At 65.1% G+C, this 12836-nt stretch carries 12 protein-coding genes; 7 read left to right on the top strand and 5 right to left on the bottom strand.

All coding sequences use genetic code 11. The annotated features are described in order from the left end of the window. Positions 1-2: 2 nt before the first annotated feature. Positions 3-593 carry a GNAT family N-acetyltransferase gene (locus ACFOPH_RS15560; protein ID WP_312547757.1) on the bottom strand — a complete coding sequence of 197 codons (591 nt, stop codon included), beginning with the start codon at positions 591-593 and terminating at the stop codon, positions 3-5. A gap of 5 nt (positions 594-598) precedes the next feature. Then, the gene (locus tag ACFOPH_RS15555) at positions 599-1453 is read right to left on the bottom strand and encodes an AAA family ATPase (RefSeq protein ID WP_312547693.1); all 855 of its coding nucleotides are present in this window, start codon (positions 1451-1453) and stop codon (positions 599-601) included. A gap of 203 nt (positions 1454-1656) precedes the next feature. Here ACFOPH_RS15555 and ACFOPH_RS15550 point away from each other — a divergent pair, with 203 nt between their 5' ends. The 3 genes from ACFOPH_RS15550 (at position 1657) to ACFOPH_RS15540 (ending at position 4185) form a co-directional block, all read left to right on the top strand. After that, positions 1657-1992 (top strand): c-type cytochrome, encoded by a 336-nt coding sequence (locus ACFOPH_RS15550; protein ID WP_312547691.1) that lies wholly within the window; start codon positions 1657-1659, stop codon positions 1990-1992. An 11-nt stretch (positions 1993-2003) separates the two neighbouring features. Continuing rightward, on the top strand, positions 2004-2357 hold the full coding sequence (locus tag ACFOPH_RS15545) for a c-type cytochrome (protein ID WP_312547689.1): 354 nt from the start codon (positions 2004-2006) through the stop codon (positions 2355-2357). A 322-nt stretch (positions 2358-2679) separates the two neighbouring features. Beyond that, complete coding sequence (locus ACFOPH_RS15540) at positions 2680-4185, top strand: SulP family inorganic anion transporter (RefSeq protein WP_379736244.1); 1506 nt, start codon at positions 2680-2682, stop codon at positions 4183-4185. 170 nt (positions 4186-4355) lie between these two features. Here ACFOPH_RS15540 and ACFOPH_RS15535 read toward each other — a convergent pair whose 3' ends face one another. The 3 genes from ACFOPH_RS15535 to ACFOPH_RS15525 form a co-directional block, all read right to left on the bottom strand. Further along, positions 4356-4784 carry a DUF1841 family protein gene (locus ACFOPH_RS15535; protein WP_312547686.1) on the bottom strand — a complete coding sequence of 143 codons (429 nt, stop codon included), beginning with the start codon at positions 4782-4784 and terminating at the stop codon, positions 4356-4358. A gap of 78 nt (positions 4785-4862) precedes the next feature. Beyond that, positions 4863-6398, bottom strand: a complete 1536-nt coding sequence (locus tag ACFOPH_RS15530) for an aspartyl protease family protein (RefSeq protein ID WP_379736242.1) — start codon at positions 6396-6398, stop codon at positions 4863-4865. 146 nt (positions 6399-6544) lie between these two features. Continuing rightward, positions 6545-7171 (bottom strand): RNA pyrophosphohydrolase, encoded by a 627-nt coding sequence (locus ACFOPH_RS15525; protein ID WP_312547683.1) that lies wholly within the window; start codon positions 7169-7171, stop codon positions 6545-6547. A gap of 204 nt (positions 7172-7375) precedes the next feature. On the opposite strand from ACFOPH_RS15525, the gene ACFOPH_RS15520 reads away from it, so the two are divergent. The 4 genes from ACFOPH_RS15520 to ACFOPH_RS15505 all read left to right on the top strand — a co-directional run bounded on the left by ACFOPH_RS15520 (position 7376) and on the right by ACFOPH_RS15505 (position 12788). Beyond that, positions 7376-9106: a proline--tRNA ligase gene (locus ACFOPH_RS15520; protein ID WP_379736240.1), complete on the top strand. Its 1731-nt coding sequence runs from the start codon at positions 7376-7378 to the stop codon at positions 9104-9106. Positions 9107-9141: 35 nt separating this feature from the next. Next, complete coding sequence (locus tag ACFOPH_RS15515; protein ID WP_379737945.1) at positions 9142-9762, top strand: lytic transglycosylase domain-containing protein; 621 nt, start codon at positions 9142-9144, stop codon at positions 9760-9762. Positions 9763-9909: 147 nt separating this feature from the next. Continuing rightward, complete coding sequence (locus ACFOPH_RS15510) at positions 9910-11370, top strand: alkaline phosphatase (protein ID WP_379736238.1); 1461 nt, start codon at positions 9910-9912, stop codon at positions 11368-11370. A gap of 20 nt (positions 11371-11390) precedes the next feature. Then, positions 11391-12788, top strand: a complete 1398-nt coding sequence (locus tag ACFOPH_RS15505) for an alkaline phosphatase (protein ID WP_312547679.1) — start codon at positions 11391-11393, stop codon at positions 12786-12788. The last annotated feature ends 48 nt before the right edge of the window (positions 12789-12836 follow it).

Raw genomic sequence — 12836 nt, 5'->3', positions numbered from 1 at the left:
TGTCATCCGGCGTGGCGGTTCAGTCGGTCGTGCAGGTGGGCCTTGATTTCAGGCCACTCGCCGCGCGCGATGCTGTACATGACGGTATCGCGCACGGTGCCGTCGCGGCGCAGGCCGTGGTGGCGGATCACGCCATCCTTCCTGGCGCCCAGCCGCTCGATGGCGGCCTGCGAGGCGTGGTTGAAATTATCGGTGCGCAGGCCGACCACGGCGCAGCCGAGGGTGTCGAAGGCGTGCGACAGGAGCAGCAGCTTGCAGCTGGTGTTCACGTGGCTGCGCTGGACGCGTTTCGCATACCAGGTGTAGCCGATCTCGACGCGGCCGATCTCGGGCACGATGTCGTGGTAGCTGGTGCTGCCCAGCACCCGGCCGCTCGAGGCGTCGCACACCGCAAAGGCGAGGCGGTTTGGCGTGTCGAGCGCGGCGTGGACGTAGGCTTGCGTGCGGTGCGGCTCGGGCACCGAGGTCACGCGCAGGTTCCACAATTCTCCGTCGGCGGCGGCCGCGCGCAGGCCTTCGACGTGGTCGAGGCTCAAGGGTTCCAGCCGCACGCCGTTGAATTCGAGCACGGTCGGCTCGACCGCAACTCGCATGACCGTCATCGATTCGTCCTCGACATGTAGACCAGGCGCTCGAACAGGTGCACGTCCTGCTCGTTCTTGAGCAGGGCGCCGTGCAGCGGCGGCACGACCGTCTTGGCATCACGGCTAGCAAGGGCTTCGGCCGGGATGTCTTCGGCCATCAGCAGTTTGAGCCAGTCGAGGAACTCCGAGGTCGACGGCTTCTTCTTGATACCGGGGACATCGCGCACTTCGTAGAAGCTCTGCAGGGCGGCGGCCAGCAGGTCCTGCTTCAGGCGCGGGAAGTGGACCTGGACGATGTCGGCCATGGTCTCGCGGTCCGGGAATTTGATGTAGTGGAAGAAGCAGCGGCGCAGGAAAGCGTCCGGCAGTTCCTTCTCGTTGTTGGAGGTGATGATCACCAGCGGACGGTGTTTCGCCACCACCATTTCGCGCGTCTCGTAGACATAGAACTCCATGCGGTCCAGTTCGCGCAGCAGGTCGTTCGGGAATTCGATGTCGGCCTTGTCGATCTCGTCGATCAGCAGCACCACCGGTTCCGGCGACGTGAAGGCCTGCCACAGCACGCCCTTGACGATGTAGTTGTGGATGTCGCGCACGCGCTCGTCGCCCAGTTGGGAGTCGCGCAGGCGCGAGACGGCGTCGTACTCGTACAGGCCCTGCTGGGCCTTGGTGGTCGACTTCACGTGCCACTGCAGCAGCGGCATGTTCAGCGCGGCCGCCACCTCTTCGGCCAGCATGGTCTTGCCGGTGCCCGGCTCGCCCTTGATCAGGAGCGGGCGCGCCAGCGTCAGGGCGGCGTTCACGGCCAGTTTCAGGTCATCGGTGGCGACGTAGCTGTCGGTTCCTTCGAAGCGGGCTTGGGCTTGCATGGGCGTCCGTGGTGAGAGAGGAAATCTTGAGTATATGCCAGAACCCGCGAGGTAGTGAGTGCGTGGCGGGAAGGGCGCACGACGTTGGTAGACTGCAATCTTTTGTTGGGCTAGAATCGGACGGTTGGTACTTTTGCTAATGTTTTGCGGTAGTGGTTTTTGTGCGGTAGCGGTATTCGATTACAACTTTTGCGATTCCCACCATGAAAAAACTTTTAGCTGTACTCGTCCTGGGCGCTTGCGCCGGCGCTGCGTCGGCTGCGGACGTCGTCGGCAACCCGAAGGCCGCGCCAGCCAAGATCGAAATGTGCATCGGCTGTCACGGCATTCCCGGCTACAAGTCCGCCTTCCCCGAGGTATATCAAGTGCCGATGATCGGTGGTCAGTCGGCCAAGTACATCGAAGCCGCGCTGCACGCGTACAAGAAGGGCGACCGCAAGCATCCGTCGATGCGCGGCATCGCCGCCAGCCTGTCCGACCAGGACATCGCCGACGTCGCCGCGTATTACTCGCAGCAGAACGCCCAGAACCGCAAGTGAGGACCGCCGCCATGAAAAAACTGATCATCGCGCTGGCCCTCGGCGCCATCTCCTCTTCTGTTGCCACCTTGGCAGCCGCAGCCGACGTCAAGCGCGGCGAAGAGCTGACCAAGAAATACAACTGCGCCTCCTGCCACGGCGCCGACTACAACAAGCCGATCGACCCGAGCTATCCGAAGCTGGCCGGCCAGCACGCCGACTACATCGCCCATGCCCTGAACGCGTACAAGCGCGGCGGCGACCAGACCAACGGCCGCAGCAACCCGATCATGGCGGGCTTCGCGAAACCGCTGTCGAACCAGGACATGATCGATATCGGCGCTTACCTGGCCAGTTTGCCGTCGCAGCTGGTGGTGAGCAAATAGGCCAGCGGCGGCTCTCGTAGGGTGGGCGCCCCGTGCCCACCGAAAGCCAGCACGCTCGCGGCTGGATTTGAATCGAAAAGCGAGCGTCGATGCGGCTTCGACAAGTGAGCAGCTGATCACTTGATATTGGCGCGGCTGCTCTGTTGGCACTGCACAGGCATGTGCCAGCACAGTTCATACTTCCGCGTGGGCACGGGGTGCCCACCCTACGGGGCACCGACATATAATATGCAACCGAATTGAATCCCCGGGCCGGCCCGCCAAGCCGCTCCCGGGGTTTTTCGTTTTTGGCGCGCGCGCCTTTTGTTGGAGTCTCATCATCTTGCAGTCCGTCTCACCTGCCTACCTGAAAACCAACCTGCTCAGCGGCCTGACCGTCGCCCTGGCCCTGGTCCCCGAAGCGATCGCCTTTGCGCTGGTCGCCCATGTGTCGCCCCTGACCGGCCTGTACGCCGCGGTGCTGGTCTCCTTCATCACCTCGGCCTTCGGCGGCCGGCCCGGCATGATCTCGGGCGCGGCCGGGGCGCTGGCCGTGGTGATGGTGGCGCTGGTCGTCGAGCATGGCGTGCAGTACCTGTTCGCGGCGATCGTCCTGATGGGCATCCTGCAGATGCTGTTCGCCGCCGCGCGGCTCGGCAAATTCATCCGCATGGTGCCGTATCCGGTCATGCTCGGCTTCGTCAACGGCCTGGCGCTGGTAATCTTCATCGCCCAGTTCGGGCATTTCAAGGTGGGCGGCCAGTGGATGCAGGGCGCGCAGCTGCTTACCATGCTCGGCCTGGTTGCCGCGACCATGGCCGTCATCTACGTCACGCCGCGCATCACGAAGGCGGTGCCGGCGACCCTGGTCGGCATCCTGGTAGTCACGCTCGGCGCGGCGCTGCTGGGCATCGAATCGAAGACGGTGGGCGACCTGGGTTCGATCGGCGGCGGCCTGCCGGCGTTCACGGTTCCCGACGTGCCGTTCAACCTCGAGACCTTGAAGATCGTGTTCCCGTATTCGCTGGTGCTGGCGGGCGTCGGCCTGATCGAGTCGCTGCTGACGCTGACCCTGGTCGACGAGATCACCGGGACCCGCGGCCAGCCGAACCGCGAATGCATGGCGCAAGGCGCGGCCAACGTCGTCACCGCCTTCTTCGGCGGGATGGGCGGCTGCGCGATGATCGGCCAGAGCATGATCAACGTGAACAACGGCGCCTATGGCCGCCTGTCGGGCATCTCCGCCTCGCTGTTCCTGCTCTCCTTCATCCTGTTCGGCTCGAGCTGGATCGAGCAGATCCCGCTGGCGGCGCTGATCGGCGTGATGTTCGTGGTGTGCGAGAAGACCTTCGAATGGGGCACTTTCCGCATGATCGGCAAGGTGCCGCGCGCCGACACCCTCGTGGTGGTGCTGGTGGCGGCGATCACGCTGATCTTCGACCTGGCGGTGGCGGTGCTGGTCGGCGTGATCGTCTCGGCGCTGGTGTTCGCCTGGCAGCATGCGAAGCAGATCGCCGTGAAGACGGGCGTCGACGCGCAGGGCTGGAAAGTGTATGAACTGCAGGGCACGCTGTTCTTCGCCTCGATCGCCAACTTCAACGAGCTGTTCGCGCCGAAGGACGATCCGCAGGACGTGGTGGTCGAGTTCCGCAACGCGCGCGTGGTCGATCATTCGGCGATCCAGGCCATCGATGCCCTGGCCGAGAAATACCGCGCGCTGGGCAAGCGCCTGCACCTGCGTCACCTGAGCCCGGACTGCCGCGAGCTGCTGGACAAGGCCAGGGACATGATCGAGGTGAACGTGGTGGAAGATCCGCGTTACCGGATGGCGGACGACAAGTTGGGTTAATAATATGATACGAAAAAGGCGGCCTCGGTCGCCTTTTTTGTATCACATAAGGTGGGCGTGGCCGGCGTAGGCACTCGTGCCCACGCGGTGGTAGGTTGCGGCAAGATCATCCGGCACGACATCGGTGTCGTCACGTATCACCGCGTGGGCACAGGTGCCCACCCTACGAGTTAGCGCGTCGCGCGCCGGCGCACGCACTCGATATACGCCTCGGTGTCCGGCGGCACGCCGTTCCGCTGCGACTTCCAGATCATCTCGCCCAGGCACTCCATGATCTCGTGGTGGGCGTCGTGCTCGCCGATCTTCTGCACCAGCAGGTCGTGGGCGGCCTTGATGCCGCGCGGCTGGTCGATCGAGACCTGCTCGGCGATCGACAGGTGCATCGACAGGTGCAGGAAAGGGTTCGGCTTGCCGCCTTCGACCGAATAGTCGCGCGCGACGGCTTCCTCGGCGTCGAACAGTTCGTCGTGGTATTCGGGATGCTGGACGATCCAGTCGGCGGCGATGGCGTCCATCGGCGTGAGCACTTCGCCGGCGCGTTGCTTGCGGAAGGCTTCACAGAAAAAACGGCGCACGTCGTGCGAGGACGGGGTGAACATGGCTGGGAATCGATGCGGTGAGGGAAGGGCGCTATTCTAGCGCGATGACGCGCACTTCGCTGCCGGCACCGCCTTGCGTCAGTCTTGGTCCTCGTTGTCCGCCGGGTTGCCGCAGTGTTCCGTGCGCGCCGCTGCCATTGCCTGCCCCTGGGCATGGTCGCCCTGCGCTTCATACCATTCCTTCATCGCCGAGATGGCGCTGCAGCGGCGCTTCCGGCCCAGCTCGCGGTCTTGCATGGCCTGTTTCAGCAATTGCTGCGCGCTCGACTTGCCGAGATAGAAAGCGGCGACCGGCGCCGGCCATTCGCCGTCCTGGCTGCGCGCAAAGGCAGCTGTCAGTTCGGTACGGCCGAGTTCGGCCTGGCCGGTGCGCAGGCGGGCAAGATACAGCCAGAGGGCGGCGTCGCGGCTGGACGGCAGCTTGTCGAGCGCCAGGCGCAGGCGTGGCGCGGCGTCGAGGGCCCGGCCCTGTATCAACAGCGCGCGACCGCTGAACAGGTTCGCATGGCCGTTGCCGTTCACGGCGGCCTTTTCCAGCCAGTTGGCGGCGGCGGCGGCATCGGGCGCCACGCGCTCGCCCCGTGCGTACATGCTGGCCACCCGCATCTGGGCGTCGCCATTGCCGGCGTCCGCTTCGGCCTGGATCCAGGATTCGAGCTTGCGGTGCTGTTCGAAAGGCTGGCCGCCGACATACGAGAAGTAGATCTTGCGCTGGCTCATTGCAAACAGCACCCGGTGCGAACGCAGGAAGTCGTCGCCCAGCACGACGTCGACACCCTTGTCCTTGCCGTCGACGACGCCGATATCGGCGTTCCTGATGACTTCTTCTCCCATCTGGAAGGTGTTGAAGGTCGCGTGCCAGTAGGCGACCTTGACGTCACCGACGCCGACGGCATGGCCTGCCGGTGTGACGCCGGGCGCGTCCAGCTGCAGGCCGGCGCGCTTGGCCGCGGCCAGCGACATCGTGGTCGCCGTCGCGCCGGTGTCGATGATGGCGCGCATCTTCAGGCCATTGACCAGGACCGTGAACTCCGGGGTTGGCGTCGTTTCGAAACTGCTGTCGAAAGGAACGACGAGGGCATCGGCATCCCAGTAGGCGAGGTGGGTGTCGCCGCAATCGACCGGCTGGAAGAACTTGATTTCCTTGGTCGCCAGGGAAATCTCGAGGTCGGTCTGCAGCAGGAAGGGGGCGCCGAGGATCGCGTCGTACGAAGGCGGTTGGCCGAAGTCCGACAGCACCAGCATCTGGCCGCGCTCGCTGCGCGCGGGGCCGGCGACAAATTCCCTGATCCAGGTCTGGTAGATCGACGCGTGGCCGCCGACACCCTGGGCGACCCGGCCCAGGTTGCTGAGCTTCATGCCGCGTTTTTCGGTGCCGGTGCGGGTCAGGAAACTGTCATAGGAGCCGGTATCGACCAGCATGGTTGCCGGCGTGCCGTCGATGACGCCTTGGGTCGTGACTTGCAGGCTGGGCCCGGTGTATTGCAGAGGCAGTTTCGCTACCATCACATAACGGCAGCGCGGCGCCTCGGCGGCATGCGCCTGCAGGGCGGACAGGGCCAGCAGCAGCGTGGCTAGGGGACGGAAACAGGCGAGGGGTAGGAGCGGCTTCATACCGGTGATTCTACGGGGAAAGTTTCAATTATTGCAATCTGAAACGGATTGCAAAAAGAAAAAGGCAAGCCCCGCCGCGTGCGCGGCGCGCTTGCCTTCTCGATCATCATGGCCGATGCGTGAGTAACGGTGCGTCAGCGCCGCAACTATTTTTCCGGTGTCAGCACCAACTGCGGTTCCGCCGCCGTCTCGCGTACCTTGGCCATGGCCTTGGCTGCCGCCGAGGAGGCGTTGCCCTGGCCGCGTGGCTGGCGCAGGTAGCGGGCGCTGTGGCGGCGCTCGCCGTGGGCGCTGTTCGCCGGCCAGGTGATGAAGCGCGACAGTTCCTGGAGCGCCTTCTGGTAGACATCGCGCTTGAACTCGATGACCACGTCCAGCGGCACCCAGTAGTCGTGCCAGCGCCAGGCGTCGAATTCCGGATGGTCGGTCAGGCGCAGGTTGACGTCGTTGTCGCGCGCAATCATGCGCAACAGGAACCAGATCTGCTTCTGGCCGCGGTAATGGCCGCGGATCTCGCGCTTGATGAAGTGGTCGGGCACCTCGTAGCGCAGCCAGTCGCGGGTACGGCCCACGATCTTGACGTGCTCCTGGCGCAGGCCGATTTCCTCCTCGAGCTCGCGGTACATCGCCTGTTCCGGCGTCTCGCCGTATTTGATACCCCCTTGCGGAAACTGCCATGAGTGCTCGCGCACCCGCTTGCCCCACCACACCTCGTTATTGGCGTTGAGCAGGATGATGCCGACGTTGGGGCGAAACCCTTCACGATCGAGCATAAGTGCACCTCGAAACTTTCTGCCGGCGTCTGGTCCCTTGCGTTTTTACCTACAAATCCCTGCGTCAGCCATGCCTTCCGATAACGAAAACGGCGGCGGCTGCGTGTTCCGGACCCATTTGTACAAAGTTTGGACGCATCAGCCAGCTAATCCTTTAAAATTAGGTCGATTATAACCCTCTCTTTTTAAAAAGAATTCATCGATATGCGCGCCTCACGATTTTTTATTTCAACTCTTAAAGAAGCGCCATCCGACGCCGAGATCGTCAGCCATAAACTGATGATGCGGGCGGGGATGATCAAGCGCCTCGGCTCGGGCATCTACACCTACATGCCGACCGGCCTGCGGGTGATCCGCAAGGTCGAAGCCATCATTCGCGAAGAGATGAACAAGTCGGGCGCCCTCGAATTGCTGATGCCGGTGGTGCAACCCGCCGAACTGTGGCAGGAAACCGGCCGCTGGGACAAGATGGGGCCGGAGCTGATGCGCGTCAAGGATCGCCATGGCCGCGACTACGCGATCCAGCCCACCTCGGAAGAAGTCGTCACCGACGTGGTGCGCAGCGAGATCAAGTCTTATCGTCAATTGCCGCTGAACTTCTACCACATCCAGACCAAGTTCCGCGACGAGCGCCGTCCGCGCTTCGGCCTGATGCGCGGCCGCGAGTTCACGATGAAGGATGCCTATTCCTTCGACCGCGACCTGGAAGGCATGCAGAAGTCTTACCAGATCATGTTCGATGCCTATGTGCGCATCTTCAACCGCTTTGGCCTGAAGTTCCGCGCGGTGGCGGCCGACAACGGCGCCATCGGCGGCACCGGCTCGCATGAATTCCACGTGATCGCCTCGACCGGCGAAGACGCGCTGGTGTACTGCCCGACGTCCGACTACGCGGCCAACATGGAAGCGGCCGAGGCGCTGGCGATCGGCGAGCGCGCCGCGCCGACCCAGGACATGAACAAGGTCCCGACTCCGGGCAAGACCAAGTGCGAATCGGTTGCCGAACTGCTCGGCCTGCCGCTGTCGCAGACCGTCAAGACCATCGCCCTGACGGTGGAAAAAGAAGAGGACGGCAAGCTCAGCAAGGAATACTGGATGCTGCTGCTGCGCGGCGACCACGAACTGAACGAAGTGAAGGTCAACAAGGTCGATGGCCTGGGTACCTACCGCTTCTCGACCGAAGCCGAAATCCAGGAAGTCTACGGCACCGTGCCGGGCTACCTCGGTCCGGTCAATCCGAAACTGCCGGTGAAGATCGTTGCCGACCGCACCGTCGCCAACATGCGCGATTTCGTCTGCGGCGCCAACGAAGCTGACTTCCACATCGCCGGCGTGAACTGGGGCCGCGACTTGCCGGAGCCGCTGGTGGCCGACCTGCGCAACGTGGTCGAGGGCGATGCCTCGCCGGACGGCAAGGGCGTGCTGGCGATCGAGCGTGGCATCGAAGTCGGTCACGTGTTCCAGCTCGGCACCGCCTACTCGCAGGCGATGGAAGCAACTTACCTGGACGAAGCCGGCAAGCCGGCGCCGCTGCAGATGGGCTGCTACGGCATCGGCGTGACCCGCATCCTGGGTGCGGCGATCGAGCAGAACTTCGACGACAAGGGCATCATCTGGCCGGACGCGATCGCGCCCTTCACGCTGGTGCTGTGCCCGATGGGCCTGGACCGCAGCGAGATGGTCAAGGAACAGACCGAGAAGCTGTACGAAGAACTGCTGGCGCTTGGTGTCGACGTGATCGTCGACGACCGCGGCCTGCGCCCGGGCGCCATGTTCGCCGACTGGGAACTGATCGGCGTGCCGCACCGCATCGTCATCGGCGAACGCGGCCTGAAGGAAGGCAACCTGGAATACCAGGGCCGCCGCGATCCTGAAGCGACCGCCGTCCCGGTGGCGGACATCGCCGGCTTCGTCAAGGCCAAACTCGGCCAGTGAAGCCGACGCAGGTACACAGCCGGGTGCGCGCCCGGCTGGGAGCTGCCGCGCTTGCCGTGACCCTGGTTGCGGCGTTCGCAGGCAGCCCCGCGCACGCCGGCAACCAGAAGGAAGAGGCGCTCGCCGATTCCGTGCGCCTGGCGCTGTCGAACGCGATCAACGACGCGCGTCCGCCGAAACCGAGCTTCCGCGACGATGCCGCGCGCTTGCGCTACCAGCAATGGTTCAACGAAATGTCGGGACGCCTGAAAAAGCGCATCCCCGACGAATTCTCGCGCACCGAATTCCTGGAGGCGGCCTGGTACGAAGCGACCCGCGCCGGGCTCGATCCCGGCCTGGTGCTGGGCCTGATCCAGGTCGAGTCGGCCTACCGCAAGTACGCGGTGTCGATCGCCGGCGCGCGCGGCTACATGCAGGTGATGCCGTTCTGGACGAAAGTCATCGGCGACAGCGACCGCCGCAAGCTGTTCCACATGCAGACCAACCTGCGCTACGGCTGCTCGATCCTGCGCATGTATATCGACATGGAACGCGGCAACCTCTACCTGGCGCTGGGCCGCTACAACGGCAGCCGCGGCAAGCCGCAGTATCCGAACGCGGTATTGGCGGCGTGGAAGAAGTGGGAGTTCCAGCCAGCCGCGGTGGCGGCGCGCTGAACCTGCCCGGCACCGCTACGCGACCTCATCCTCAAGATGGGCGGCCTGGAGGCGCCGCCATGGGCCATACAAAGCGACAACATACCAACTGAGCCACAGGGCCCGTTTGCAGTGTAGACTGCCCGCTTTCTGTTCCAGGGTTCAACTATGCGATTGACCACTCTCGCCGGCGCCAGTTTGTTGCTGCTCGCCGGCTGCGCGTCGACCGGCCCGACGCAGGCGCCGCTGCAGGCGGCCACCCAGGCCGATGCGTCCCCACGCGCCAAGAACGTCATCTTCTTCCTCGGCGACGGCATGGGCATCAACACCCTCACCGCCGCGCGCATCTACGCCGTCGGCGAAGAGGGCGAGCTGACCATCGACACGTTGCCGGAATCGGCCTTCGTGAAGACCTTCTCGAACGACGCCCAGGTCACCGACAGCGCCGCCTCGATGTCGGCCTACATGACCGGCGTGAAGCAGAACAACGGCGTAATCTCGATGTCCTCGGACACGCGTTCGTTCGCGCCCGCAGCCGACGCCAACGGCAACAAGCAGGTGAGCCGCTGCACGGATGGCCAGACCTCGAACGGCCGTCCGGTGCCGACCCTGGCCGAACTGGCCAAGGCGCGCGGCATGGCCGCCGGCGTGGTCACCACCACCAGCGTCACCGACGCCACCCCGGCCGCGACCTATGCCCATGCCTGCCACCGCAAGGTCGAATCCGACATCGCGGCGAGCCTGGTGCCGGGCGGCGCCGGTTTCAACGCGGCGCTGGGCGCGAACGGGCTCGATCTCGTGTTCGGCGGCGGTGCGCAATTCTTCGCGCCAGTCGCGCAGGGCGGCAAGCGCGCCGACGGCCGCAACCTGGTCGAGGAGCTGCAGGCGAAAGGCTGGCGCTACGCCGCGGACACGCAGCAGATGCAGGCCCTGGCCGCGACCGCGCAGCCGGTCATCGGCCTGTTCGCCCAGAACCACTTCAGCTACGAGGCAGCGCGCGACGCCGCCAAGCAGCCGGCGCTGGCCGACATGACCGCCAAGGCGATCGACATCCTGTCGCGCAACCAGAACGGCTTCTTCCTGATGGTGGAGGGCGGCCTGATCGACCACGCGCTGCACGCCACGCTGGCCAAGCGCGCGCTGCAGGAAACCGCCAGCTACAACGCGGCCCTGAAAGTCGCGATCGAGAAGATGCGGGCGATCGATCCGGGCCTGAAGAACACCCTGATCGTGGCCACCGCCGACCACGACCACACCCTGCTGATCAACGGCTACTCGCCGCGCACCGGCAAGACCACGCCGACCAATCCGGGCGTGCTGGGGCTGGTGCGCAGCCTGCCGGACGGGAAGGTCCGCCTCGACAAGGATGGCGCGCCGTTCACGATCCTGGGCTTCGGCACCGGCGAACACCGGGTGCAGGGCAGCCGCAAGGGCGTGCAGCTGACCGACGAGATCGCGGCCGGCGACGACTACCACCAGGAGGCGGTGGTGCGTACGCGCACGGGGGCCGAGACGCACGGCGGCGCCGACGTCTACCTGGGCGCGATCGGCGCCAATGCCGAGCTGTTCCGCGGGACCATCGACAACACCCGCGTCTTCAGCCTGATCAAGACCGCGGCCGGTCTGTGAACGCCGCAGGAGAGCAAGCAATGAACAAACACCGCATTATCGCGCTGCTGCTGGCGGCCTGTTTCGGCGCCGGCGCGCAAGCCCAGGCGCTGTCTTCCGCTCCCACGGCGAAGCCGCAGGCGAAGAACATCATCTTCTTCCTCGGCGACGGCATGGGCCCGACCACGATCACCGCCGCGCGCATTTTCAAGGCCGGCGAGGACGGCCTGCTGAACTTCGAGCGCCTGGACCGCACCGCGCGCATCAAGACCTACTCAAACGACGCCCAGGTGACCGACAGCGCGCCCTCGATGGGCGCCTACATGACCGGCGTGAAGATCAACAACGACGTGATCTCGATGAAGGACGCCAAGCCGGTCGCGCCCGCCAAGGACGCCAACGGCAACGCCAGCATCGACCGCTGCGGCGCGAACAACGGCAGCTCGCCGATGACCATCCTGGAGCTGGCCAAGGCCAACGGCAAGTCGGTGGGCGCCGTCACCACCACCGAGCTGACCCACGCCACCCCGGCCTCGACCTTTGCCCACGTGTGCGACCGCGACATGGGCTATACGATCGCCCAGCAGGTGGTGCCGGGCGGCGCCGGCTACAACCCGCGCCTGGGCGATGGCGTCGACGTGCTGATGGGCGGCGGGAAGATCCACTTCACGCCTTTCGATGCGAAGCGCAATCCGAAGGGCCGCGGCGACGGGCGCGACCTGGTCGCGGAACTCGGCGCGCGCGGCTACTTCGTCGCCAACACCCGCGCCGACATGCAGTCCGCACGTGTCGGCCGCAAGTTCGTCGGCATCTACGCCGACAGCCACCTCGACTACGCCTCGAAGCGCCGCCCCGAACAGCCGACGCTGGCCGAGATGACGGCCAAGTCGATCGAACTGCTGTCGACGAACCCGAAGGGCTTCTTCCTGATGGTCGAAGGCGGCAAGATCGACCATGCGCTGCACGACACCAATGCCCGCAACGCCCTGGTCGAGACGGTGGCCTTCGACGAGGCGATCCAGACCGCGGTGGACCGCATGCGCGCCATCGATCCGGGCCTGGAAAACACCCTGATCGTGGTGACCGCGGATCACGACCACACGATGGTCCTGAACGGCTACCCGAAGCGCGGCAACCCGGTGCTCGACATCGTGCGCGGCTACGCCACCGGCGAGCCGACCCGCGACGCCGACGGCAAGACGTTTACCACGCTGGTCTTCGGCAACGGCCCGAACCGGCCGGAGGTGCGCGCCGACGTCGACAGCGCCACCGCCCTGTCCGAGGATTACCACCAGGAGACGGGCGTGCGCTGGTCGAGCGAATCGCACGGCGGCGGCGACGTGAAGCTGTACGCGACCGGCGCCGGTTCCGCACCGTTCAAGGGCACGATCGAGAATACCCGCGTGTTCGACCTGATGAAGGCGGCGTTCGGGTTGTGAGGTAGGGTGGGCGGCTCACACGTCGCGTATATTCACCCGGATAATCGC

It is taken from the genome of Massilia haematophila (genome assembly GCF_042647645.1).
Taxonomy (GTDB): domain Bacteria; phylum Pseudomonadota; class Gammaproteobacteria; order Burkholderiales; family Burkholderiaceae_D; genus Telluria; species Telluria haematophila.
The sequence above is the reverse complement of the archived record's forward strand: the minus strand, read 5'-3'. Positions and strand labels throughout refer to the sequence as shown.

Bases quoted from the DNA above. Each gene is read 5' to 3' on its own strand.
- ACFOPH_RS15560 (WP_312547757.1), bottom strand. From the start codon at position 593: ATGCGAGTTGCGGTCGAGCCGACCGTGCTCGAATTCAACGGCGTGCGG.
- ACFOPH_RS15555 (WP_312547693.1), bottom strand. From the start codon at position 1,453: ATGCAAGCCCAAGCCCGCTTCGAAGGAACCGACAGCTACGTCGCCACC.
- ACFOPH_RS15550 (WP_312547691.1), top strand. From the start codon at position 1,657: ATGAAAAAACTTTTAGCTGTACTCGTCCTGGGCGCTTGCGCCGGCGCT.
- ACFOPH_RS15545 (WP_312547689.1), top strand. From the start codon at position 2,004: ATGAAAAAACTGATCATCGCGCTGGCCCTCGGCGCCATCTCCTCTTCT.
- ACFOPH_RS15535 (WP_312547686.1), bottom strand. From the start codon at position 4,784: ATGTTCACCCCGTCCTCGCACGACGTGCGCCGTTTTTTCTGTGAAGCC.
- ACFOPH_RS15530 (WP_379736242.1), bottom strand. From the start codon at position 6,398: ATGAAGCCGCTCCTACCCCTCGCCTGTTTCCGTCCCCTAGCCACGCTG.
- ACFOPH_RS15525 (WP_312547683.1), bottom strand. From the start codon at position 7,171: ATGCTCGATCGTGAAGGGTTTCGCCCCAACGTCGGCATCATCCTGCTC.
- ACFOPH_RS15520 (WP_379736240.1), top strand. From the start codon at position 7,376: ATGCGCGCCTCACGATTTTTTATTTCAACTCTTAAAGAAGCGCCATCC.
- ACFOPH_RS15510 (WP_379736238.1), top strand. From the start codon at position 9,910: ATGCGATTGACCACTCTCGCCGGCGCCAGTTTGTTGCTGCTCGCCGGC.
- ACFOPH_RS15505 (WP_312547679.1), top strand. From the start codon at position 11,391: ATGAACAAACACCGCATTATCGCGCTGCTGCTGGCGGCCTGTTTCGGC.